Origin of the sequence: Pseudoduganella sp. UC29_71 (assembly GCF_042693265.1) — a bacterium.
Taxonomy (GTDB): Bacteria; Pseudomonadota; Gammaproteobacteria; order Burkholderiales; family Burkholderiaceae_D; genus Rugamonas.
Genome location: NZ_CP170549.1, coordinates 2,665,325 through 2,688,774, shown reverse-complemented (window position 1 = coordinate 2,688,774; position 23,450 = coordinate 2,665,325). Strand labels below are relative to the sequence as shown.

The following is a 23,450-nucleotide window of genomic DNA, read 5'->3' as shown; positions in this document are numbered from 1 at the left end:
GGCAGTCAGCAAGCGGCGGGCGGCAGGCGGCAGGCGGCAGGCGGACGCCGGCAGTCGGCAGGCGGCGGATGGCTTGGGCTGCCTTCTCAGGCGGCGCGCTGTGGCATGGCGCGCAGGGACTGGGCGATGGCGTCGCGCAGCGGCTTGGCGCGCAGATCGCTGTCGAACGGGGCGGGGCGCTGGGCCTTGCCGTCCGGGCGCGCTGCTTCCCTCCAGGTCTGCAGCCAGTTCACATGGTCTGCCATGCCCCACAGCAGGAAGTCGCGGCAGCGCGGATAGCTCAGGGTCAGGTCCAGGTAGTCGCGCGCCAGTGCCGCCACGCCGGCATCGCGCTTGGCGAAGTCGATCGGCAGCTTGCGGTCGTTGACGTCGAACTCCGTGATTAGCAGGTCGTAGCCCATGCCGGTCACTTCGTCGAGGAACTTGCGCCACTCGCTGCTGGCGGCGGTGTCCGCAGGCGGCAGCGAGTCGCCGATGTGGCTCTGCAGGCCCAGCGCATGAATCGGCGTGCCGCGCGCGCGCAGATCGGCCAACAGCTTGAGCACGCCCGCGCGGTGCTTGGCGCTGCCCGCGCCGGGATTCATGTAATCGTTGTAGACCAGCTGCGCATGCGGCGCATGTTGGTGCGCCAGCCGGAAGGCCAGGTCGATTTCGTCCAGCGCGCCCAGGCGCTGGCTGAACACGTTCTCGATCAGCGCCCCCGTGGCCGGATCGACGGCCTCGTTCACCACGTCGTAGCTGACGATGTCCTTGCCGAAGTGCCCGCACACGGCCTTGATATGCTCGTCCAGCAGGCGTTCGGCCGCTTGTTTGGGCTGCGCGCCGAAATCGTAGGCGTTCACCCAGTCCGGCAGCCATTTCGGCGATTGCCAGACCAGCGTGTGGCCGCGTATCGCCATGCCTTGTTTTTTCGCCCAGGCGAACATCTCGTCCGGCACTTCGAAGCGGTGCGGGCCGGGACGCGGCTGCAAAGCTGGCCACTTGGTCTCATTCTCGGCTACGATCATGTTGCATTCGCGCGCCATCAGCTGGCGGTACGCGGGACCGCCTACTTTGCCGAGCGCATTCCCGAAGCGCATGCCTTTTTTCGCGGCGATGTCTTTCAGGGCTTCCGGCGCGGCGGCCAGCACCGATGGGGGCAGCAGCAGGGCGCCGGCGGCGGCTCCCAACAGGTGTAAGGTGGTACGGCGTGTGGTCATGCGTGTCTCCGTTGTTGGTTTTTAGTCGTTTGAGGTACGTAATGTTAGCGCAATCCATTTTATTTGGGCTTATTATGTTGTATCAACCATTTTTGCAGGAATCAGTCTGAATGCAGTCCGAACCCAAGCGCACTCCCAATATGATCGACGTGGCCAAGCTGGCCGGCGTGTCGCCGATGACGGTGTCGCGCGTGATGAACGGCAAAGCCGTCGTGCGGGGCAGCACGCGCAAAAAGGTGGCCGATGCGGTGGCAGCGCTGAACTACGCGCCCAACCCCGAGGCCCGCACCATTGCTGGCCTGAAGCCCGTGCGCGTCGGTTTCCTGTACAGCAAGCCGAGCGGCGCCTACCTCGCGGAGTTCCTGCTTGGCTTGCTCAACCAGGCCAGCCTGAATAATGTGCAGCTGTTCGTGGAGGCGTGCGAACAGGGCGACCGCACGCTGGCGCAGGCGCAGCGCCTGATCGACAACAACCTGGATGGCGTGATCCTGCCGCCGCCACTGAGCGACCGCGCCGACATCGTCAACCTGCTGGCCGAATCCGGCGTACCTTTGGTGCTGGTGGCAAGCGGCCAGCCGGACAGCCGCGCCAGTTCCATCGGCATCGACGAGCATGCCGCCGCCTACGAGATGACGCGCCACCTGATCGAACTGGGGCACCACCGCATCGGCTTTGTCATGGGCCACCCGGCCCAGACTTGCAGCGGCCTGCGGCTGCAGGGCTATCAGGACGCCTTGCGCGACTTCGGCGGGGAAGCAGCGCCGGAACTGGTGGTGCCCGGCCTGTTCAACTACCGCTCCGGGCTGGACGCGGCCGAACATCTGCTGGCGCTGAGCGAGCGGCCCACGGCCATCTTCGCCAGCAACGACGACATGGCGGCCGCAGTCGTGGCGGTGGCGCACCGCCTGCGCCTGGACGTGCCCGGCGACCTGACCGTGACCGGTTTCGACGATACCGCGCTGGCCATGACGATCTGGCCAGCGCTGACCACGGTGCGCCAGCCCACGTCCGCCATGGCGGAAGCCGCGGTGCGCTGCCTGGTGCGCCAGGTGCAGGCGCAGCGCAGCCAGCAGCCCAGCCCCGCGGAGCAGCTCTCCATTGCGTTCACGCTGGTGCGCCGCCAGTCCGACGCGCCACCGCGCATCCGCCCGCCAGCGCGAGCGTTTTAGTCAGCCTTCTTGACAAGCTGCCTTGCAAAGGAATACACTGAAATGGTTGCGCTATCTTTTTCCTGTTATCCCATTCATTTGGGTGGTCGCGTAACTCATAAGGTCTTTTCGCCGGTGCCATTCGTGGCCCCGGCGATTTTTTTTACTACGGACTGCCTGACAACATGAACCCTATACCGAACTACAGAACGCTCGGCCGCCTGCTGCTGTGCGCGGGCCTTGCCGCGTGCGCCATGGCGAGTGCGGGCGCCGCGCCGGCCCAGCGCGAGCGCATCCTGATCAATGCCGACTGGCGCTTCCAGATGGGCGACCCGGCCGGCACCTCGGACTCGCTGCGCTACGACGTGCGCCCCGAAGTCAAGGCCAGCGAAGACGGCAAAGCGGCGGACGCCGTGCCCGATGCCGCCGTCAAGGCCGGCGCCGCGCAGGTGCCGGTGCTGAAGCCATGGATACTCCCGACCGGCAACGCCTTCATCCGCGACCCCGCGCGCCGCCACCAGCGTCCCGCGCAGGAGCCCAAACTGGACGTGGCCTACCTGAAGGCGGGCTACGACGACAGCGCGTGGAAACGCGTGAACCTGCCGCACGACTGGGCCATCGCCGGGCCGTTCCTGGAGCAGGGACCATACGGCGGCGTGGGCCGCCTGCCCAGCTGGGGCATAGGCTGGTACCGCAAGCAGCTGGCCATCCCTGCGTCCGACAAGGGCCGCTCCATTTTCCTGGACGTGGAGGGCGCCATGTCCTATGCGTCCGTCTGGCTGAACGGCAAGCTGGTGGGCGGCTGGCCTTACGGCTACAACTCCTGGCGCGTGGACCTGACGCCCTACGTGGTGCCGGGCGGCGCCAACACGCTGGCGATCCGCCTCGACAACCCGCCCGAATCGTCGCGCTGGTATCCGGGCGGCGGTATCTACCGCAACGTGTGGCTGACCAAGACCGAGCCGGTGCATGTGGGCCAGTGGGGTACGCATGTGAAGACGGCCAAGGTCAGCAAGGCCTCGGCCGAAGTGGCGCTGGACGTGACGGTCGATAACGGCTCCGGGGCCGCCGCCAGCGTGGAAGTGGCCACCGCCATCTACAACCTGGACGACAAGGGCGCGCGCACCGGGGGCGTGGTCGCCACCATTGCACCGGCGCGCATCCAGCTCGCCGCGGGCGGCAGCGGCACCGCCAGCGGTTCGGTGGTGATTGCCAATCCGCGCCTGTGGGGGCCGCCGCCAACCCAGCGCCCGAACCGCTACCTGGCGGTGACCACCGTGAAGCGCGACGGCGCTGTCATCGACTCCTACGAAACCCGGTTTGGCGTGCGCGACGTGCGCATGGACCCCGACAAGGGCATGTTCGTCAACGGCGAGCATATTCCGTTCAAAGGCGTCAACAACCACCACGACCTGGGCGCGCTGGGCGCCGCCTTCAATGTGCGCGCCGCCGAGCGCCAGCTGGAAATCCTGATCGAGATGGGCACCAACGCGCTGCGCATGAGCCACAACCCGCCGGCGCCCGAGCTGCTGGAGCTGACCGACCGCATGGGCATCGTCGTCATCGACGAAGTGTTCGACGTCTGGGAACGCAAGAAGACCGCCCTCGACACCCACCTGATTTTCCCCGACTGGCACGAGCAGGACCTGCGTTCCATGCTGCGGCGCGACCGCAACCATCCATCGGTGGTGATCTGGAGCGTTGGTAACGAAGTAGGGGAGCAGTACTCGGGCGAGGCCGGCGCGGCCATCGGCCGCCGTCTCACCGCCATCGCGCACGAGGAAGACCCCAGCCGTCCGACCATGACAGCCATGAACTACGCGCGCGCCGACATGCCGCTGCCAACGTCGGTGGACATGATCAGCCTGAACTACCAGGGCGCCGGCATCCGCACCAATCCCGGCCGCTTCCCCGAGTTCCGCGCGCGCTTCCCGGACAAGGTGATCTTCAGCAGCGAAAGCGCGTCCGCGCTAAGCAGCCGGGGCGAGTACCAGTTCCCCGTCACCGGCGCGCTCACGTCGCCGGTGCGTCCCGACGCGGGCGGCGACTGGAGCACTCACCAGGTCAGCGCCTACGAGCTGTATGCCGCCGATTTCGGCACCTCGGCGGACCGCTCCTGGGCCGCGCAGGACCAGTATCCCTACGTGGCGGGCGAATTCGTCTGGTCCGGCTGGGACTACCTGGGCGAGCCGACGCCGTTCTATTCCGCGCGCAGTTCGTACTCCGGCATGATCGATCTCGCCGGCTTCAAGAAGGACCGCTTCTACCTGTACCAGGCGCGCTGGCGGCCCGAGCTGCCGCTGGCTCACATCCTGCCGCACTGGACCTGGCCAGGCCGCGAAGGCAAGGTGACGCCCGTGCACGTATTCACCTCCGGCGACGAGGCCGAGCTGTTCGTCAACGGCAAAAGCCAGGGCCGCAAGAAGCGCACGGAGTTCGAATACCGCCTGCGCTGGGACCTGGTGACGTACGAGCCGGGCGAGCTGAAAGTGGTGGCCTACAAGCAGGGCAAGGAGTGGGCCACGTCCACCGTGCGCACCGTGGGCGACGCCGCCAGGCTGGAGCTGGCGCCGGACCGCAAGCAGATCCGCGCCGATGGCCTGGACCTGTCCTTCGTCACGCTGCGCGTGGCCGACAAGGACGGCAACACCGTGCCCATGGCGAAGAACCAGGTCAAGTTCAGCATCGAAGGGCCGGGCGAGATCGTCGCCACCGACAACGGCGATCCCACCAGCTTCGTGCCCTTCCCATCGGCCGAGCGGCCAGCCTTCAACGGCCTGGCGCTCGCCATCATCCGCAGCAAGCCGGGCCAGGCCGGCGCCATCACCGTGCGTGCGCACGCTCCGGCGCTGCAGGGCGCGTCCGTGACGCTGCAAGCGAAATAACAAACTCCTTTCGTGTCGATGCTACAACGCATCGGCACGATGTTGTTGACGCAGCGTTGCCTAAAAGGTCAGAATGGTAGCGCTATTCATTTGAATATCTCTACCATTAAGCCATAACCAAGGAGGTCAATCACATACCATCGCGCAAGGAACGTTTGCGCAACCAGTAATCCTGCTTTTCCTGACATAAGAAGATTGCTGCGCCATATAGCGCAGACAAGCAAGGCACAAGAGGCCACAACAGAGGAGACAAGTATGACCAAGCAACTGGGGGGCGCCGTGCGGCGCCTGGGCTCGGGGGGAGAGGTGTTTGTTATGACCATCCTCGCGGGTTTGATTTCTACCGCATACGCACAGCAAACCGAGCCGGCACCGGCTCCATCCACCAACACTGAAGCCATCGCCAAATCGCCGGCCGACAAGGCCGTGGTCACCGTCAGCGGCTACCGCAGCTCGCTCGGCCTGTCCGCGCTGGAAAAGCGCGACAACATCGGCCTGAGCGACACCGTGTTCTCCGAGGACATGGGCAAATTCCCCGACCCTAACATCGCCGACGCGCTGGCCCGCGTACCCGGCGTGACCGTGCGCCGCGCCGAGATCGACGGCGAAGGCCTGAACATCTCCATCCGCGGCATGGGACCGGCCTTCACGCGCGTGCTGCTGAACGGCGCGCCGATGGCGTCGGCGTCCGCCGGCAGCTGGGGCGGCTCCATCAGCGCCAACCGCGAAGTGGACATGGACTTCCTGCCGTCCGAACTGTTCCGCAGCGCCAGCGTGTACAAGAGCCAGCAGGCCAGCCTGATCGAAGGCGGCATCGCCGGCACGGTGAACATGCGCAGCGTGCGGCCGTTCGACAAGGCTGGCTTCCGCTCCGCCTTCACCCTGAGCGGCAACTACCGCGAGCAGAACAGCAAGACCGGCCACACCGGCTCCGCGCTGGTCAGCAACACCTGGAACGACAGCCGCTTCGGCAAGATCGGCGCGCTGGCCGGCATCGCCTGGGGCAACACCGAATACAAGACCGACGGCTTCCAGACCGTGGACATGCGCAACCTGCAGCTCAAGTCCTTCCAGGCCACGGCGGCGGACAAGCCGAACAGCACCAGCGGCGGCTCGCAGTCCACGCCGGACACGGTGCCGTCCGGCCTGGCGCTGAGCGCCTTGCCCGACTACGCGCGCTCCATCCTGGTGCCGGGCAAGCAGATCGACCGCGCCATGCTGCTGGCGCTGAACCCCGGCGCCACCATCCAGCAGATCGACAACGGCCTGATGGGGCGCCTGGGCCGCCACCTGGTCTACGAGGGCGAGCGCAAGCGCGCCGGTGAAGTCATCAGCCTGCAATGGCAGCCGAACGAAAAGTGGGACATCTACCTGGACACGCTGTTCGCCCAGAAGAACAACAAGATGACCTACGAGGCCATGAACGCCGGCACGCGCGCCAACACCGTGATCCCGATCGGCATGGAATTCGACCGCACCGACTGCACCATCGGCTGCACGATCACGAAGGCCACCTTCGCCAACACCTTCTGGTCGCTGGAATACCGGCCGATGGAAGAGAAGACCAAGTTCCGCAGCTTCAACCCCGGCTTTGAATACCGTCCGGCCGACAAATGGGTGATCGACGCCCACTTCAACGCCACCAACAGCACGTTCTTCCGCGACATGCCGACCGTGCTGCTGGCCACGCAGTCGCCCAACTCGGTCATCAACTACGACAACACCGTGCCCGGCCGCGCCCCCGTCTACAGCGGCAACCTGGACTACAACGACCCGGCCAACTTCGGCTGGTACCAGGCCGGCCAGGGCCTGTCCGGCCTGCGCATGGACCTGTACGAACGCAACAACAAGACCAAGGGCTCGCGCCTGAACGTCAACTGGGGCGACAGCGACTTCAGCGTCAAAGTGGGCGGCTCGTGGGACGACATCGAACGCCGCTACCGCAGCTACTCGGTGGCCGACGCCTGGATGAACGTCGCCTGCGGCAACAACATGAGCTACCGCTTCTTCCAACCCAATACCCAGATCCGCACCCCGGGCTGCGACGGCCGCAGCACGCCGGGCGCGGTGGCCGACGTGAAGACCGCCTACCCCGGCTACGGCACCGGCTCCACGGCCGGCGCCGCGCCGCTGACCTACCTCGGCTCGGTGGTGCCCAATTCCGCCGTCACCAGCTACGCCAAGCCCTCCGGCAACGGCTTCATCACACTGGACTGGCCGAAATTCGCCGCCGCCACGGACTACCAGTACTTCCGCGACAATATCTACAAAGGCTTCCAGAACGGCAGCGGCGGCTACATCCGCGAAGTCGTCAACGCCGCCTACGTGGAAACCACCGGCCGCACCGAGCTGTTCGGCGGCACGCTGCGCTACAACGCCGGCGTGCGCTACGCCGAAACCAAGCAGACCATCGGCGCATTGAGCGTAGGCGCCGACCCGCGCAACGCCACCCTGCAGAACGGCGGGCTGTACGACAACATCGGCGTGTGGGCCTACGAGTCCACCAAGTACGGCAACGCGCTGCCATCGGCCACGCTGGCCTACAACATCACGCCCAAGCTGATTTTGCGCGCCTCCGGCTCCAAGTCCATGACCCGCGCCAGCCCGGCCGACCTGCGCCAGACCCAGCTCACGCTGGGCGACCAGGGCGCGCGCCAGGGCAGCGTCACCAATCCCAAGCTCAAGCCGTTCGAAGCGGAGAACCTGGATGTCGGGCTGGAATACTACATGACGCGCGAATCCTACGTCTCCGCCAGCGGCTTCGCCAAGGACATCATCAGCCGTCCCGGCCAGCGCGTCACCACCTACTCGCTGGCGCAGCTGGACCAGATGTTCGGCACCATAGGCCTGACCGAAGCGCAGCAGCAATCGGTGACGGCCAGTGGCGGGCGCGACAAGCACCTGGTGGAAATCACCGAGCCGTTCAACATCGACACCAAGCTCAAAGTGCGTGGCGTCGAGCTGACCTGGCAACAGCCGCTGGACATGCTGCCGGTGAAGGGATTCGGCCTGACCGCCAACTTCACCTACGCCAAGCAGACCGACTCGGCCAAGAACGCCCCGCCGGTCGCCGGCGTCCCGCCGCGCACCAACAACCTCACGCTGTACTATGAGCGTAACGGGCTGAACGTGCGGGTGGCGCGCCAGTACACGGCGGCGCACGTGGTCAACACCAGCACCGGCCTGAACGTGCCTGGCGGCGCCTACGCCTACACCACCGAGCGCGCGCAGGTGGACGCCTCGGTCGGCGTGAACCTGAAGCAGATGTTCAACTTCCGCTACAACACCGACCTGACGTTCAGCGTCTGGAACGCCAACAAGGCCATTAGCCAGACCTACACCCAGTTCAGCAACGCCATCTTCGACGAGTACAAACCCGGCGCCAGCTACACCCTGTCCCTGCGCACCTCGTTCTAAACCCTCAGCAAGCTCTCCCCGCCCGGCCTCCGCGCCGGGCTTTTTCCATCCGGGGTCAGGTCCGGCATCGCGCCGCGAGCTCATCACTCGGGGTCAGGTCCGGCATCGCGCCGCGAACTCTGCAGTATCTGCGGCAGGTCAACAAGGGCGGACCGGGATGCTGGTAGCGTAGAAGGATGACACGTCCACTTCGAGTTGAGTTTTCCGGCGCGCTGTATCACGTTACTTCGCGCGGCGATCATTGCGAGGCCATGTACCTCGACGACAAGGACCGGCTTGCCTGGCTGGCCATATTGGCGCGCGTATGCAAGCGGTTCAACTTTGTCGTGCATGCGTTTTGCCAGATGGGTCACCACTATCATTTGTTTGTGGAAACCGTGGAGGGCAACCTGTCGCGCGGGATGCGCCAGCTTAACGGCGTGTACGCGCAGCACTTCAACCGGCGGCACCAGTTGGTCGGGCATCTCTTTCAGGGGCGCTATCACGCCATCCTCGTTCAAAAGGAAGCGTACTTGCTGGAACTGGCGCGCTACCTGGTCCTGAATCCGGTGCGCGCCAACATGGTCCAGTCGCCGGCAGAGTGGCCGTGGAGCAGTTACGCCTACATGCTGGGTAACAAGGAGCCGCCGGAATGGCTGGACACGGATTCGATACTGAGCCGGTTCAGCTCGATACGGATCAAGGCGGTACAGGCTTACATTGAATTCGTAGCGGCGGGGAGCGGCCTGGGCAGCCCGCTGCTGAGCGTAAGCCATCAATTGCTGCTGGGAGACGCCGAGTTCGTCGAACGTTACCGCGAGTGGGCAACCGATGTCCCGCTAAGCGGTCTTTCCAAGACGCAGCGGAGGTTGGCGGCCCTGACGCTGGAAGAATACAAGCAACGTTATCCGGACCGAGACGAGGCGATGGCCAAGGCGCATTTCTCCACCGTCTTCACGATGGCGCAAATTGCCGAGTTCTTCAAAGTCTCTGTCAGAACGGTAAGCCGCGCGGTAGAAAAATTCGAGCGAGAACGTGATTTGGCGTGATGCCGGATCTGACCCCAAGCGGAAATGGCGTGATGCCGGATCTGACCCCCGACGAAAAAAAAAGCCCAGCGGGCGGGGGCCGGCTGGGCGGAAGCTACGTTGGTCCGGTGTTACGCGGAGGCACCGTAGGGAGAGATGGGGATGATCTTGCCGTGCTCGTCGTAGTGCAGTTCGGTGACCTTCACCGAACGCAGGTGGGTGACGCCGTCGGACAGGCTGCTGTCGTGGTAGAACAGGTACCAGCGGCCTTCGAATTCGCAGATGGAGTGGTGCGTGGTCCAGCCGATCACCGGGGTCAGGATCTGCCCCTGGTAGGTGAAGGGGCCGTAGGGGCTGTCGCCGGTGGCGTAGCACAGGAAGTGGGTGTCGCCGGTGGAGTAGGAGAAGTAGTATTTCCCTTGGTATTTGTGCATCCACGGGCCTTCGAAGTAGCGGCGGTCGTGGTCTTCGGCCCGCAGTTCGTTGCCGTGCTCGTCGAGGATGACGACCGGGCGCGGCGCTTCGGCGAACTGTTTCATGTCGCCGCTGAGGCGCGCGACGCGCGCTTGCAGGGCGGGCTGGCCGTCCGCCGGTTCTTCGTTGGCGGCGCTGTAGACGTTGTCGCGGTATTTTTGCAGCTGGCCGCCCCAGATGCCGCCGAAATACATGTAGTGCTCGCCGCCGTCTTCAAATACCGCCGGGTCGATGGAGTAGCTGCCTTCGATCGGCGCGGCTTCGGGAATGAAGGGGCCGGCCGGGTCGTCGCCCACCGCGACGCCGATCTGGAAGATGCCGTCGGCTTTCTTGGCGGGGAAGTAGAGGTAGTATTTGCCGTCCTTGAAGGCGGCGTCCGGCGCCCACATCTGGCGCTCGGCCCAGGGGACGTCCTTGACGTGCAGGGCGACGCCGTGGTCCACGGTGTCGGCGCCGGGGCGTTCCATCGACAGCACGCGGTAGTCTTCCATGGCGAAATGGTCGCCGTTGTCGTTGAAGGCGATGCCGGCTTCGATGTCGTGCGAGGGGTAGACGTAGAGGCGGCCGTTGAATACGTGGGCCGACGGGTCGGCCGTGTAGATGTGCGAGACCAGCGGCTGCGAGATGGCGCGCGCTTTGAGTTGCTGCAGTTCGTCCTGCTTCAGTTCTTGTTCTGGCATTTCTGTTACCTGATCGTTGGTGGGGATTAGCGCTGGGCGGCGGCGCGGCGCTGGCCCAGTTCTTGTTCGATGGTGCGTTCGGGTCGATTTCCTGATGTCGTAGAAGGCCAGGCTGGCCACGCCAAGCAGGAAGGGGATGGAGGCGTAGATGCTGACCGAGAGCTTGATGCCGGCCGGCACGGCTTCGGGCTGCACGGCCAGCAGTGCGTCGTAGCCGATCATGGACAGCAGCGCGGCCACCAGCGCGCCGCCGATGCTCAGGCCGGCCTTCAGGCCGAAGATCATGGCCGAGAACAGCAGCGCGGTGGCGCGGCGGTTGTTTTTCCATTCGGAGTAGTCGGCCACGTCGGCGATCATGGCCCACAGCAGCGGGATGGTGATGCCGTAGAAGAAGCCGTGCAGGGTCTGGGACAGGAACACCAGGCCGATGGAGCTGGGTGCGTAGAAGTAGAAGGCCAGCATGAACAGCGTGGATACCAGCAGCGCGGCGCCGAACACGTCGCGCTTGCCGAAGCGGTCCGCCAGCGGCTTGGAGAAGCCGATGCCGATGATCATCATCAGGATGCCGGCGGCGTTGAACAGGCTGAAGCCGGAGGTGGCGGCGTCTTCCGGCCACTGGAACTTGGTCAGGCCGACGCTGGTGAGCACGGAGTTGAGGCCGTTGATGAACCCGACGAAGCCCACGTCGCGCAGGAAGGCGGCCAGCGCGGCCTCGTCCAGGTAGGTCTTGAAGTAGAAGATGTACATGCCGCCCTTCAGGGCCAGCGTGATGAACACGAGGATGGTCAGCACCAGCATCACCACCCACGGACGGTTGCCGAGCAGGTCGTTGATGTCCTGGCGGACGCTGGAGCGCTGTTCGGCGGTGGGCACGATGCGCTCTTTGGTGGTGAAGAAGGTGACCAGGAAGCACAGCGTGCCGGCCACGGCGAAGATGATCATGGTGTTCTGGAAGCCTTGCACCTTGTCGCCGCCGCCCAGGATGAGCACCAGCGGCAGCAGCAGCACCTGGATGATGAACTGGGCCACCATCACGGCCACGAAGCGGTAGGCCGACAGGCTGTTGCGCTGTTCCATGCTGCCGGTGAGCACGCCGCTCAGCGCGGAGTAGGGCAGGTTGTTGGCGGAGTAGATCAGCATCAGCAGCACGTAGGTCAGCGTGGCGTAGATGACTTTGCCCTGGTGGCCGAGGTCGGGCACGCTGAAGGCGAGGATGGCGACCAGGCCGAAGGGCACCGAGGTCCACAGTATCCACGGGCGGAACTTGCCCCAGCGGGTGACGGTGCGGTCGGCGATCAGGCCCATGATGGGGTTGAAGCAGGCGCCTACCAGTCCGCCGATGAAGATGATGCTGGCGGCGGCGTTGGGCGCGATCCTGGCCACGTCCGTGTAGAAGAACGCGATGAAGGTCAGCAGGGTCTGGAAGATCAGGTTGGCGGCCAGGTCGCCCAGGCTGTAGCCGATTTTCTCCATCGTGCCGAGCTTGGCGGCGGAGCTGTCTGCAGTGTTTGTCATGTCGTCTCGTGTTGTATTTATCAGTGCGCAATCAAAAATGAATAGCGCTACCATTTTGCGATGGTGACTGATTTACGAGCGGACGTCAACTGTGGAAGGAGGGGAAACGAACGGGAGGGAAGGCGGACCGCCGGCAGCGGCCCGCCGGCAAGTCTTAGGCTGGGGGATAGCCGTCCATGTAGGGGCGGCCCATGTGTTCGATGATCTTGCGCAGCTTGGCTTTCAGGAAGCGGGTCCAGCGGCGCACGTCGGATGGCGATGGGCTGTTGGTGGCTTGGCTGATGCCGTACGGGGTGTAAGACGAGAAATTCATGGTGCTTCTCCTGCTGTGGATTGCGATGTAGTCATGATAGTGCAGCGCAACATATAAATCCAATTGCAAATATCGATGCCTGATATTCACTGATCGGATATCGCTCCGATACTGGCATACTGCGGCCTATGTGCTAAATTGTTCATATTGCATAAATTGCAAACTTGGCGGGCACATGAGGAACATGGGGACCAGGCGATGGGCATCGTGGCGGTGGGCGATGTGGCTGCTCGGCGCGCTGTACGCGGCGGCGGTACTGTCTGTGCTGCCGTTCGCCACCAACGACGGGCCGGTGCACATGAGCTTCGCGCGCTTGCTGGGCGGCGGACTGGACTCGGGTGTCCTGCAGGCGCAGCACTACCGGGCCAATGGCGCGCTGCATCCCAACTTGGCCGTATACGGGCTCGCCGTGCTGCTGCTGAAGGGGATGCGGCCGGAACTGGCCGAAGCGCTGGTCCAGCTTGCTTGCCTGCTGGGGCCGGTGGCCGGCATGGCACTCGTGCTGGGCCAATTTCAGCGCAGGCAGCAGTGGGTCGCGTTGTTTGCCTTTCCGCTCGCGCTGCACCAGCTGTTTTTCCTGGGGCTGTACAACTATTGCCTGTCGGTGACGGGTTTCCTGGTGAGCATTGCGGCGCTGATGTGGATGCAGAAGCGGCCCGGCGCCGCGCGCGCGGCGGCACCCATCGCCGCCCTATATTTCACATACTTCTCGCACGCGGCTGGATTTCTGGCGGCCATGGTGGCCACCGGCGTATTGACGGCGCTGAGCTTTGCCGCCGCCTGGCGTGAGCCGGGCGCGGATGCGGAGGAGGCCGTGCGGCGGCACGCCAGGCATGCTGCGGTGCTGATGTCGCCGCTGCCGCTGGCGCTGCTCGCCATGGGCGGCGCGCCGGACGCTGCCGGTACCGGGTTCGCGTTCGGCGCGCCGCTGGACCAGCGGCTCAAGAGCTTTGCCATCCTGTCGCCGCTGAATCTGCAGCACACCCCGCTCGACCGCTACCTCGTGCCCCTGCTTGCCGCCGCCATCCTGGGCAGCGTGGCGGTATTGGCCGTTCTGGCTGCGCTGGCCGCACTGGCTGCGCCGGCGGGCCGGTCCGCGCTGGCGCCGGCAAGGTTCCCCGTGAATGGGCGGGCACGCGCGGCGCTGCTGTTGTTTGCTGCCTTGCTGGCCTTGGCGCTGGCTTTTCCTGATACCGCAGGCGGCGGCTGGACTCACTACCGCCGCATGCAGATGTTCCCGTATTTTGCAGGCTTGCTTTGCATGGCTTGCCTGCGGCTGCGGCGGCGCGTGCGCAACGCGCTGGCGGCGCTGGCGATCGCGGTGTCGCTGGCGCTGCTCGCCGGCGGTACCTGGCGCCAGCAGCGCATCAAGCAGCAGCTGGCGCCCATGCTGGAAGTCGAGCGGCTGGTGGGACGGCACTGCACGGTGCTGCCGCTGCTGCTGGACGACGGCGGCGCCTGGGCGTCCGGCATGGCCCTGCCGCCCAAGTACCGCCCCTTCTTCCACGCCGCCACGCGCCTGGAGCTGCACGGCGACCGCGTGGCGCTGTTCAACTATCTGGCGCGCTTGCAGGTCTACCCGGTGCAGTTCAAGCCCGGGCAGGATACCCAGGCGCTGCTGTTCCACTGGCTGCCCCAGCAGGAGGGGACGGCCGTGGCGCGGGTGGACATCGCGGGCTACGAACGGGCCAGCGGACAGGCCGTGGACTACATACTGCAGTGGGGCGCGCTGCCATCCGCGCCCGCGCCGCTGCGCGCCGAGGTGCTGCGGGCGCTGGCCGGCTATGCGCCGGTGTACACCGCGCGCGGCGGCGCGGTGCGGCTGTACCGGCGCGCGGCCCCGGCCGCCGGCGCGGGGCCGCGTAGCCATTGCGCGCCCCCGGCGCCGGACTAGCCCCGCGCATGGCGCTGGACTGGGCAAGCTTGGCAAACGTATAATGCGCCCGCTCTGGTGCCCGCGCGCGAAATCTCGCCCGCAGTTAAACGGGAAACACAGGCTGCGCAAGCGGCCCGGTGTGCTGCCCCCGCAACGGTTAGCAAGCGCCGTCATGGACGGCAGGCTGTCTCTCTACGCCACTGTGCCCACGCATGGGAAGGCCGGACAGCCCGTCTTGCGAGCCCGGATACCGGCCAGGGCAGGTGGAGGCGTGCCGCTTGCGGCTGCGCGCTTTCTTACGCAATCGCGCCTACGGGGAAGTGGGGAGGATTGCCATTCGCAGCACCCCAGCAGGATCATTCCATGCCAGATTTTCCCATCGAAGCCCCGGTCGCGGCCGTGCAGGTACAGGGCCATTACAACAACAGCGTCGGCACCTCGGATGCCGCCAGCCAGGGCGTGGTCACCGCCGCGCTGATTGCCAACCGCCCGGCGCTGCGCCCCGGCGAGCTGCTGGAGTTCGTGCCCGGCGTGATCGTCACGCAGCACAGCGGCGACGGCAAGGCCAACCAGTACTTCCTGCGCGGCTTCAATCTCGACCACGGCACCGACTTCGCCACTTATGTGGACGGCATGCCGGTCAATATGCGCACCCATGCGCACGGCCAGGGCTATACGGACCTGAACTTCCTGATCCCCGAGCTGGTGGACCGCATCAGCTACAAGAAGGGCACCTATTATGCGGACGAGGGCGACTTCGCGTCCGCCGGCGCCGCCCACATGGCCATCGCCAACAAGCTCGATGGCGGCACGGCCACGCTGACAGCAGGCCAAGGCCAGTACCTGCGCGGCCTGGTGGCGAACTCGGCGCCGGTGGCCGGCGGCAAGCTGCTGTACGCGCTGGAACTGGCGCACAACAACGGCCCGTGGCAAGTGCCGGAAGCGTTCCGCAAGCAGGCCGGCGTGCTGCGCTACAGCGCCGGCCCGAAGGAGGACCAGGTCAGCGTCACGGCCATGGCCTACAAGGGCGCCTGGCACGCCAGCAGCCAGATCCCGCAGCGCGCCGTGGACAGCGGCGCGCTCGATCCCTACGGCACGCTGGACGCCAGCGACGGCGGCGTGACCGCCCGCTACAGCCTGTCCTTCGGCATGAACAGGCGCAGTGCGGACAGCCAGCTGCAGGCCAGCGCCTACGCGGTGCGTTCGGACCTGACGCTGTACAACAACTTCACCTATTTCCTCGACGACCCGGTCAACGGCGACCAGTCGCGCCAGACCGAACGCCGCAAGATGCTCGGCTTCGATGTGACGCAGACCTGGTTCGGCAAACTGGGCGAGCGCGACATGAGCAACCGCATCGGCCTGCAGGCGCGCCGCGACGATATCTCGCCGCTGGCGCTGTACAGCACCGCGCGGCAGCAGGTACTGCGCACCATCACCGAGTCGGCCGTGAAGGAAGGCAGCGCCGGCCTGTGGTTGGATAATACCGTCCAATGGAACGGCTGGCTGCGCACCGTGGCCGGCGCGCGCTACGACAGCTACCGTTTCGACGTGGCCAGCAACATCGCCGAGAACGCAGGCAAGGTCGATGCGCACATTGCCTCGCCCAAGCTGGCCGTGGTGCTGGGGCCGTGGAGCAGGACCGAGTTCTTCCTGAACGCGGGCACCGGCTTCCATAGCAACGATGCGCGTGGCACCACCGTGCACCTGACCCCGAAAGAACGCGAGCCGGCCGAGCCGGTCACGCCGCTGGTGCGCACGCGCGGCTCCGAGCTGGGCCTGCGCACCGAACTGGTGCCCGGCCTGCAAAGCTCGCTGGCCTTGTGGCGCTTGCGCTCCGCTTCCGAGCTGGTGTTCTCGGGCGATGCGGGCGACACCAGCGCCAGCCGCGGCAGCAAGCGCTCGGGCGTGGAGCTGAACAACCATTACATCGCCAACAGCTGGCTCCTGTTCGACCTGGACCTGGCCTATTCGCGCGCCCGCTACACGGAACGCGACGAGGCCGGCGACTACATTCCCGGCGCGGTGGGCAAGGTGGCTTCCTTCGGCGCCACGGTCACCGGCCTGGGGCCGTGGTCCGGCGCCTTCCAGATGCGCTATTTCGGCCCGCGCCCGCTGATCGAGGACAACAGCCAGCGCTCGGCCTCCAGCGCCATCGCCTACCTGCGCACCAGCTACCGCCTGGACCGGCATTGGCAACTGTCGCTGGACGTGTTCAACCTGTTCGGCCGCAAGATCAACGACATCGACTATTACTACGATTCGCGCCTGCCCGGCGAACCGGCGCCAGGCGTGGGCGACACCCATTTCCATCCTGCCGAGCCGCGCTCCTGGCGGCTTTCGCTACGGGCGGCGTTTTGATAGATATCCATTTTGATATAGCTTATTCGAAATTAGTAATTGGTAAGACATGGCCATGCCTCCTATGATGAAATCCGCAGGTTTGCGTGTTTTGCAGATGGGAGACGGAGATGGGACAGCAGCAACAGCCGAGCAAGGAACAGATTCGGCAATATATGGAAGCACGGCAGGCACAGCAGTGCCCGCCGCCGTCGATGCCGGAAATCCGGCGCCAGCTGGGCTGGGGCTTGATCGCCGCCAATGAGGAGCGGGATGCGTCTTGTACTGGCCGGGAAGCCAGCACAGTTTAGTGGGCTTTCTGGGTAAGTGTATCGGTACTGTATTGGTTAACTGGGCTAGCATGGGACTCTTGACAAGGAGAATCCCATGGAACTGCTGCTGCCGCTGGCCCCGCTGATGACGTTTGCGTTCGTGTCGTCCATCACGCCCGGTCCCGATAACATCATGCTGGCCTCGTCGGGGATCTGGTTCGGTTTCCGCCGCTCCATCCCGCATATGCTGGGCATCACTGTCGGTTTCGGTGTGTTGCTGGCGATCTGCGCGGCGGGCGTGGGCACGCTGGTGATGGCGGTGCCGGCCATGCAAACGGTGCTCAAGGTGGCTGGCTCGGCCTATCTGCTGTACCTGGCCTGGCAGATGCGCGCCATGAATTTCGACCGAGAGGCCGAACAGACGCACCATCCCCTGGGCTTCATGGGCGCGGCGGTGTTCCAGTTTGCCAATCCGAAAGCGTGGATCATGGCCATCACGGGCAGTTCGGCCTTCCTGCCGCAGGTGGCCCCGGTGTCGCTGGCGATCGCCGTCTTTTGCTTGGTGTTCTGCGCGGTGAACCTGCCCTGCATTTCCGTGTGGGCCGGCGCCGGCGCCTTGCTGCGCCGCTTCCTGGCGGACCGGTTCTGGCAAAAAGTGTTCTGCGTCACCATCGTCCTGACCGCGTATTCCGCTCTGGCAATCTGGCTGTAGTGCGGGCCAGCGTACAGAACCGTCCGGCGGGCGGCGTTAGCCTGTTGCCATCATTGTTTCCATCATTGATGGCAAGGAGAACGCGATGAAATCCACCATGTATCGAAACGCGGCGCGCGTCATGCTGGCCGGCGCGCTGGCGCTGGGCGGCGCCTGGGCAAATGCGCAGGAGCCGGAGTACATTTCCGGCGGCGTCGGTTCGGAGCAGCGCGAGGACATGCAGGCGCAGCGCGGCCACTACAACCTGCTGCTGACTTTCGCGGACCGGGACGGCGAACTGCGGGCCGGCGTGGCGCTCACCGTGCGCGACCGCAAGGGCAACACGGTGCTGGAGCTGCCGGATGCCGGTCCCATGGTCTATGCCAAGCTGCCGCCCGGCAGCTACCGCATCACGGCCAGCACCGGCGGGCGGGAACAGGTGCGCACGGCAACCGTGGGCAACAGCCCGCGCGAACTGTACTTCCACTGGGCGCCGGAAACCCTGGCGTCGCAATAAGTCCTCCGCCAAAAGTAAGAGACAGCTCGACATTGCTTTAGTTCTCCGGGGAAGCGTTTAATAATGTTGTTTGCATGCGAACAACAACCCCGGGGGATGATGATGAGCTATGTAATCAACGTAAACGGCAAGAACCGGACCGCCGATGTGGAGGGCGACACGCCGCTGCTGTGGGTGCTGCGCGACGTATGGCAGATGACGGGCACCAAGTTCGGCTGCGGCATGGCGCTGTGCGGCGCCTGCACCGTGCACCTGAACGGGCAGGCGGTGCGCTCCTGCGTCACGCCGGTCAGCAGCGTCGGCAAGGGCAAGATCGTCACGATAGAGGCGGCCGGCGCCACGCCGGCCGGCAAGCGCATCCAGGAAGCCTGGGTGGCGCACGAGGTGCCGCAGTGCGGCTACTGCCAGTCGGGCCAGATCATGTCGGCCACGGCGCTGCTGGCGTCCAATCCCAAGCCCAGCGACAGCGACATTGAACAGGCCATGTCCGGCAATGTCTGCCGCTGCGGCACCTATGGCCGCATCCGCGCCGCCATCAAAGCCGCTGCGCAGCAAGGGTGAACGCCATGGATACCCCTAATCTGCACACCGCCACGCGGCGCGCCTTCCTCATGACCGGCCTGGGAGCAGCGGGCGGGCTGGTGCTGTCGTTCTACCTGCCGTCCGCCGGCGCCGCCGCCAGGATGGCGCCGCCTCCCGCGTTCGCGCCCAACGCCTATCTGCGCATCGGCGCCGACAACACGGTGACCGTGGTCTGCCCCTTCGTGGAAATGGGACAGGGCGCCTACACCGCCATTCCCATGCTGCTGGCCGAGGAGCTGGAGGTGGACCTGGCTTCGGTGCGCGTCGAGCACGCGCCTGCCGACGAGAAACTGTACGGGCACCCGCTGTTCGGCGCCCAGCTGACAGGCGCCTCGGCCAGCGTGCGCGGCGCCTGGGAGCCGATGCGCAAGGCCGGCGCGGCGGCGCGCATCATGCTGGTGTCGGCCGCCGCGTCCACCTGGGGCGTGGACCCGGGCAGCTGCACGGCGGCGCAAGGCGCGGTGACGCACCCGGCCAGCGGCCGCAAGCTCTCCTACGGCGAACTGGCGGCCAAGGCGGCCACCATGCCGGCACCCAAGGAGGTGCCGCTTAAGCCCGCGTCGGCGTTCCGCCTGGTCGGCACGCCGGCCAGGCGGCTGGACATTCCCGCCAAGGTGAACGGCACGGCCAAGTTCGGCATCGACGCGCAGGTGCCCGGCATGAAGGTCGCTGCGGTGGCAGCCTGCCCTGTATTCGGCGGCAAGCTGGCCAGGGTTGACGACCGCAAGGCGCGCGCGGTGAAAGGCGTGCGCAAGGTGGTCAAGCTGGACGACGCGGTGGCCGTTATCGCCGACCATACCGGCGCCGCGCGCAAGGGCCTCGCCGCGCTGGCCATCACCTGGGACGAGGGGCCGAACGCGAAGTTCTCCGGCGCGGAGTGGGAGCGCCAGCTGGAAACGGCCATGCAGGGCAAGGGCCTGATGGCGCTGAACGAGGGCGGCTACGCCAAGCTGGTGGAGTCGGGCGCGCGCCAGGTGGAAGCGACCTATGTGATGCCTTTCCTGGCCCATGCCACCATGGAGCCGATGAACTGCACCGCGCACGTGCGCAAGGACGGCGTGGACATCTGGACCGGCACCCAGGCGGCGGGGCGCGCGCAGGCTTTCGTGGCCAAGGCGCTCAACGTGGACCCGGCCACGGTGCGCATCAATAACTTCCTGCTGGGCGGGGGCTTCGGACGCCGGCTGGAAGTGGACTACGTGGTGCAGGCGGCGCTGATCGCGCGCCAGGTCAGCTTCCCGGTCAAGGTGATCTGGAGCCGCGAGGAGGACATGCAGCACGACCTGTACCGGCCGCTGTACCGCGACGAGCTGGCCATGGCGCTGGACGCGCAGGGCAAGCCGGTGGGCTTCCGCCACCGCTTTGCCGGCTCGGCCATCGAGGCGCGCTACGCGCCGGTGTGGATGAAGGACGGCATCGACACGGACGCCATCGACGCCGCCGCCAGTCCTTACGACTTCGCGCACAAGGTGGTGGAATACCATCCGGTGGAGACGGCGGTGCCGACCGGCTTCTGGCGCGGCGTGGGACCGACCCACAACACCTTCGTCATCGAGAGCTTCATGGACGAGCTGGCGGCTGGCGCCAGGACCGACCCGCTGGCCTACCGGCGCGCGGTGCTGAGCAAGGAACCACGCGCGCTGGCGGTGCTGGAGATGGCGGCGCAGCGGGCCGGCTGGGGCAAGCCCATGGCACCGGGCACCGGCATGGGGCTGTCGCTGGCCGTGGCTTGGGGCAGCTACGCGGCTTGCGTGGTGGAGGCGGCGGTGGACGCGTCGGGCCAGGTGAGCCTGAAGCGCGTGGTGTCGGCCATCGATTGCGGCCATGCCGTCAATACGGACGGGGTGATCGCGCAGATCGAGAGCGGCAGCGTGTACGGGCTGACGGCGGCCCTGTACGGCAAGCTGACGCTGGAGAACGGCCGCATCACCCAGAGCAATTTCCACGACTATCCGGTGCTGCGCATGAACGAGGTGCCGCCCATCGAGGTGCATCTGATCAAGAGCGCGGAAGCGCCGGGCGGGGTGGGCGAGATCGGCTGCGCCATGGTGGCGCCGGCGCTGGCGAACGCGGTGTTCGCGGCGACAGGAAAACGCCTGCGCCGCTTGCCGCTGGAGGCGGCGCAGCTGAAGCAGGCGTAGGGGATCAGTCGCGCGGGGCTGCCGGCAGCTGCGCCAGCACCTTGCGCAGCGCGCCGTGCGCCATGGCCACCTCGGGGGAGTCGTGCAGCATGGCGTTGTAGCGCAGGCGGAAGTCCTCGTCGGTGGCGGGCAGCGGGCCGACCAGTCCTTCGACCTCGGCGCGGAAGCGGCGCTCGAGGTCGACGACGAGGGCTTCCTCGTCGTCCAGGCACTCGTCCAGCGAGCTGATGACGCCCGACAGTTTCTGCAGCCACGCGAAATGCGGGTGGCTGGTGACCAGCTGCAGGTGCTCGAGGGCGCCGCCGACGTTGCCGAAGTACTGTGTTTCCACGTCCAGCAAGGCTTTGTGCAGCGTCCTGAGCGCGCGCGACAGGTGTTGCAGGTCGCTGCGCAGGGTTTTTCCTTCTATCATGTCCGGCTCCGGCTGATGTTGACTAAAGCGCCATCATAAGCCATTGCCGGAAATGCGGCGCTCTGCTATTTGGCAGGGACGGCGGCCGGCGGCGCATTGTTGAGCACCGAGTTGTGGCGCGCATAGCCGAAATACACCACCAGGCCGATGGCCAGCCAGATCAGGAAGGCCACCCAGGTGAACCAGGCCAGGAAGCTCATCAGCGCCAGGCACATGATCACGGCCAGCGCCGGGATCACCGGCACGCCGGGGCAGCGGAAGGCGCGGTGCAGGTCCGGGCGCTTCTTGCGCAGCACGATCACGGCGATGGACACCAGGCAGAAGGCGGCCAGGGTGCCAATGTTGATCAGCTCGGTCAGCACGTTCAGCGGCACCAGCGCGGCGATGCCGCCGAAGATCAGGCCCACCATCCAGGTGGCGAAGAACGGGGTGTGGTGCTTGGGGTGCACTTCGGACAGCTTCTTCGGCAGCAGGCCGTCGCGCGACATGGCGAAGATGATGCGGGTCTGGCCGTAGGCCATCACCAGGATCACGGTGGTCATGCCGAGGATGGCACCCAGGTTGACGAAGCGCGCCACCCAGTTTTCGCCGGCGTATTCCAGCGCCAGCGTGACCGGATGGTCCACGCCCAGGAATTTCTGGTACGGCACGATGCCGGTCATGATGGCCGACACCACCACGTACAGCACGGCGCAGGCGCCCAGCGAGCCGATAATGCCGATCGGCAGGTCGCGCTCGGGGCGCTTGACTTCCTCGGCGGCCGAGGTCACGGCGTCGAAGCCGATGAAGGCGAAGAACACCAGCGCGGCGGCGCTCATGATGCCGGTGGCGCCGAACGGCGCATAGGGCTGCCAGTTGCTCGGTTCGACGTGCTTGACGCCGACGGCGATGAACAGCAGCACCACGCCGATCTTGATGGCCACCATGATATTGTTGACGCGGGCCGATTCGCGCACGCCCAGCGACAGCATGGCCGTCAGCACCAGCATGATGAGCAGCGCCGGCAGGTTGAACCAGGTGGTCACGCCCGGCACGGCGCCGGGGGCGGCGGTCAGCTCGACCGGCAGGCGGTAGCCGACGCTGGCCACCAGCGACTGCAGGTAGCCGGACCAGCCGACCGACACGGCGGAGGTGGCCAGGCCGTATTCCAGCAGCAGGTCCCAGCCTATCATCCAGGCCACCAGCTCGCCCAGCGTGGCGTAGCTGTAGGTGTAGATGGAGCCGGCGACCGGCACCGAGGAGGCGAATTCAGCGTAACAGAGGGCCGCGAAGCCGCAGGCGATGGCGGCGATCACAAAGGAGATGGTCAGGGCGGGGCCGGCGGTCAGGGCGCCGGTACCGGTCAGCACGAAGATGCCGGTGCCGACGATGGCGCCGATGCCCATGAGGATAAGGTCGAAGGGGCCGAGTACTTTGGCCAGGCCGCCCGGCTTGCGGGAAGCGGCGACCATGTCGTCCAGGTTTTTGGTTCTAAAGATGCTCACTATCTTGGTTCTCCAATGTGTCTCTGTCTTGAGATTTTTTAAGTATGGCGGCCGGGCCAGATCATGGCTGGACGCTGCCGCATACTAGCACACGGCGCCTTGTTGGCACCATGGCAAGGACAGAGAGTTGGAGTGCTATTGATACTTAGTGTAGCAGGCGGCCGGTGCGGTCCACGTAGCGGCTGGCGGCTGCCGCCGGGGCGGCCGGGGTGCGGTCCAGGCGGGCCTGGACCAGCTTCTGCCAGGCGCTCACCCAGCGCGACGCAACCACACATTCTTCGTTCGACCTGGCGCCGAGCGTGCGCTCGACAGCGAGTTTCTGGCGTTTCAGGGCGTACAGGGCTTGGGAGTAGTTGTCCATCTTGGTCGTCGAGCTGAAGTTGGGCGGTGCGCTGCCATGGGTCCCATTATGTGCGAGCCCGGATGGGCTGAATGTGCGTTACCTCGCATTACGTAGGAATAAGATGACATTTTCGCCTGCTGATGTACTACACGCG

17 protein-coding genes and 1 riboswitch are annotated in these 23,450 nt (G+C 65.9%); of the genes, 11 read left to right on the top strand and 6 right to left on the bottom strand.

All coding sequences use genetic code 11. The features are described 5' to 3' along the window. Positions 1-86 precede the first annotated feature (86 nt). Positions 87-1,199 carry an endo-1,4-beta-xylanase gene (locus tag ACFJI2_RS11735; RefSeq protein ID WP_377705158.1) on the bottom strand — a complete coding sequence of 371 codons (1,113 nt, stop codon included), beginning with the start codon at positions 1,197-1,199 and terminating at the stop codon, positions 87-89. 110 nt (positions 1,200-1,309) lie between these two features. Between ACFJI2_RS11735 and ACFJI2_RS11730 the strand changes: the two genes are divergently transcribed. From ACFJI2_RS11730 to ACFJI2_RS11715, 4 genes are all read left to right on the top strand, one after another. Continuing rightward, positions 1,310-2,368 carry a LacI family DNA-binding transcriptional regulator gene (locus ACFJI2_RS11730; RefSeq protein WP_377705157.1) on the top strand — a complete coding sequence of 353 codons (1,059 nt, stop codon included), beginning with the start codon at positions 1,310-1,312 and terminating at the stop codon, positions 2,366-2,368. A gap of 164 nt (positions 2,369-2,532) precedes the next feature. After that, positions 2,533-5,232 carry a beta-galactosidase GalB gene (gene galB, locus ACFJI2_RS11725; RefSeq protein ID WP_377705156.1) on the top strand — a complete coding sequence of 900 codons (2,700 nt, stop codon included), beginning with the start codon at positions 2,533-2,535 and terminating at the stop codon, positions 5,230-5,232. Positions 5,233-5,487: 255 nt separating this feature from the next. Continuing rightward, positions 5,488-8,649 (top strand): TonB-dependent receptor, encoded by a 3,162-nt coding sequence (locus ACFJI2_RS11720; RefSeq protein WP_377705155.1) that lies wholly within the window; start codon positions 5,488-5,490, stop codon positions 8,647-8,649. Positions 8,650-8,900: 251 nt separating this feature from the next. Then, positions 8,901-9,677 (top strand): transposase, encoded by a 777-nt coding sequence (locus ACFJI2_RS11715; RefSeq protein ID WP_377705154.1) that lies wholly within the window; start codon positions 8,901-8,903, stop codon positions 9,675-9,677. Positions 9,678-9,787: 110 nt separating this feature from the next. On the opposite strand, the gene ACFJI2_RS11710 is transcribed toward ACFJI2_RS11715, so the two are convergent. After that, positions 9,788-12,325 carry an MFS transporter gene (locus tag ACFJI2_RS11710; RefSeq protein WP_377705153.1) on the bottom strand — a complete coding sequence of 846 codons (2,538 nt, stop codon included), beginning with the start codon at positions 12,323-12,325 and terminating at the stop codon, positions 9,788-9,790. Between the two features lie 154 nt (positions 12,326-12,479). Next, complete coding sequence (locus ACFJI2_RS11705; RefSeq protein ID WP_165930348.1) at positions 12,480-12,638, bottom strand: hypothetical protein; 159 nt, start codon at positions 12,636-12,638, stop codon at positions 12,480-12,482. Between the two features lie 220 nt (positions 12,639-12,858). Between ACFJI2_RS11705 and ACFJI2_RS11700 the strand changes: the two genes are divergently transcribed. The 7 genes from ACFJI2_RS11700 to ACFJI2_RS11670 all read left to right on the top strand — a co-directional run bounded on the left by ACFJI2_RS11700 (position 12,859) and on the right by ACFJI2_RS11670 (position 21,057). Further along, complete coding sequence (locus ACFJI2_RS11700) at positions 12,859-14,532, top strand: hypothetical protein (RefSeq protein WP_377705152.1); 1,674 nt, start codon at positions 12,859-12,861, stop codon at positions 14,530-14,532. Positions 14,533-14,570: 38 nt separating this feature from the next. Further along, positions 14,571-14,788, top strand: a riboswitch (cobalamin riboswitch). 89 nt (positions 14,789-14,877) lie between these two features. After that, positions 14,878-16,875 carry a TonB-dependent receptor gene (locus ACFJI2_RS11695; RefSeq protein WP_377705151.1) on the top strand — a complete coding sequence of 666 codons (1,998 nt, stop codon included), beginning with the start codon at positions 14,878-14,880 and terminating at the stop codon, positions 16,873-16,875. 110 nt (positions 16,876-16,985) lie between these two features. Continuing rightward, positions 16,986-17,165 carry a hypothetical protein gene (locus ACFJI2_RS11690; RefSeq protein WP_377705150.1) on the top strand — a complete coding sequence of 60 codons (180 nt, stop codon included), beginning with the start codon at positions 16,986-16,988 and terminating at the stop codon, positions 17,163-17,165. Positions 17,166-17,241: 76 nt separating this feature from the next. Next, the gene (locus ACFJI2_RS11685; protein ID WP_377705149.1) at positions 17,242-17,838 is read left to right on the top strand and encodes a LysE family translocator; all 597 of its coding nucleotides are present in this window, start codon (positions 17,242-17,244) and stop codon (positions 17,836-17,838) included. Between the two features lie 85 nt (positions 17,839-17,923). Beyond that, positions 17,924-18,334, top strand: coding sequence for a carboxypeptidase regulatory-like domain-containing protein (locus ACFJI2_RS11680; RefSeq protein WP_377705148.1), 411 nt, complete (start codon positions 17,924-17,926; stop codon positions 18,332-18,334). 102 nt (positions 18,335-18,436) lie between these two features. After that, the gene (locus ACFJI2_RS11675) at positions 18,437-18,895 is read left to right on the top strand and encodes a (2Fe-2S)-binding protein (RefSeq protein ID WP_377705147.1); all 459 of its coding nucleotides are present in this window, start codon (positions 18,437-18,439) and stop codon (positions 18,893-18,895) included. A gap of 5 nt (positions 18,896-18,900) precedes the next feature. Next, entirely contained in the window at positions 18,901-21,057 is a 2,157-nt protein-coding gene (locus ACFJI2_RS11670; RefSeq protein ID WP_377705146.1) for a molybdopterin cofactor-binding domain-containing protein, read from the top strand. A 4-nt stretch (positions 21,058-21,061) separates the two neighbouring features. Here ACFJI2_RS11670 and ACFJI2_RS11665 read toward each other — a convergent pair whose 3' ends face one another. The 3 genes from ACFJI2_RS11665 to ACFJI2_RS11655 form a co-directional block, all read right to left on the bottom strand. Then, positions 21,062-21,469 carry a hypothetical protein gene (locus ACFJI2_RS11665; protein WP_132132275.1) on the bottom strand — a complete coding sequence of 136 codons (408 nt, stop codon included), beginning with the start codon at positions 21,467-21,469 and terminating at the stop codon, positions 21,062-21,064. 65 nt (positions 21,470-21,534) lie between these two features. Then, on the bottom strand, positions 21,535-22,953 hold the full coding sequence (locus tag ACFJI2_RS11660) for an amino acid permease (protein ID WP_377705145.1): 1,419 nt from the start codon (positions 22,951-22,953) through the stop codon (positions 21,535-21,537). A 145-nt stretch (positions 22,954-23,098) separates the two neighbouring features. Further along, entirely contained in the window at positions 23,099-23,314 is a 216-nt protein-coding gene (locus tag ACFJI2_RS11655; RefSeq protein ID WP_377705144.1) for a hypothetical protein, read from the bottom strand. Positions 23,315-23,450 lie beyond the last annotated feature (136 nt).

Bases quoted from the DNA above. Each gene is read 5' to 3' on its own strand.
- ACFJI2_RS11680 (WP_377705148.1), top strand. From the start codon at position 17,924: ATGAAATCCACCATGTATCGAAACGCGGCGCGCGTCATGCTGGCCGGC.
- ACFJI2_RS11735 (WP_377705158.1), bottom strand. From the start codon at position 1,199: ATGACCACACGCCGTACCACCTTACACCTGTTGGGAGCCGCCGCCGGC.
- ACFJI2_RS11655 (WP_377705144.1), bottom strand. From the start codon at position 23,314: ATGGACAACTACTCCCAAGCCCTGTACGCCCTGAAACGCCAGAAACTC.
- ACFJI2_RS11705 (WP_165930348.1), bottom strand. From the start codon at position 12,638: ATGAATTTCTCGTCTTACACCCCGTACGGCATCAGCCAAGCCACCAAC.
- ACFJI2_RS11685 (WP_377705149.1), top strand. From the start codon at position 17,242: ATGGAACTGCTGCTGCCGCTGGCCCCGCTGATGACGTTTGCGTTCGTG.
- ACFJI2_RS11720 (WP_377705155.1), top strand. From the start codon at position 5,488: ATGACCAAGCAACTGGGGGGCGCCGTGCGGCGCCTGGGCTCGGGGGGA.
- ACFJI2_RS11715 (WP_377705154.1), top strand. From the start codon at position 8,901: ATGTACCTCGACGACAAGGACCGGCTTGCCTGGCTGGCCATATTGGCG.
- galB (WP_377705156.1), top strand. From the start codon at position 2,533: ATGAACCCTATACCGAACTACAGAACGCTCGGCCGCCTGCTGCTGTGC.
- ACFJI2_RS11665 (WP_132132275.1), bottom strand. From the start codon at position 21,469: ATGATAGAAGGAAAAACCCTGCGCAGCGACCTGCAACACCTGTCGCGC.
- ACFJI2_RS11700 (WP_377705152.1), top strand. From the start codon at position 12,859: ATGTGGCTGCTCGGCGCGCTGTACGCGGCGGCGGTACTGTCTGTGCTG.
- ACFJI2_RS11670 (WP_377705146.1), top strand. From the start codon at position 18,901: ATGGATACCCCTAATCTGCACACCGCCACGCGGCGCGCCTTCCTCATG.
- ACFJI2_RS11675 (WP_377705147.1), top strand. From the start codon at position 18,437: ATGAGCTATGTAATCAACGTAAACGGCAAGAACCGGACCGCCGATGTG.
- ACFJI2_RS11695 (WP_377705151.1), top strand. From the start codon at position 14,878: ATGCCAGATTTTCCCATCGAAGCCCCGGTCGCGGCCGTGCAGGTACAG.
- ACFJI2_RS11730 (WP_377705157.1), top strand. From the start codon at position 1,310: ATGCAGTCCGAACCCAAGCGCACTCCCAATATGATCGACGTGGCCAAG.
- ACFJI2_RS11690 (WP_377705150.1), top strand. From the start codon at position 16,986: ATGGGACAGCAGCAACAGCCGAGCAAGGAACAGATTCGGCAATATATG.
- ACFJI2_RS11710 (WP_377705153.1), bottom strand. From the start codon at position 12,325: ATGACAAACACTGCAGACAGCTCCGCCGCCAAGCTCGGCACGATGGAG.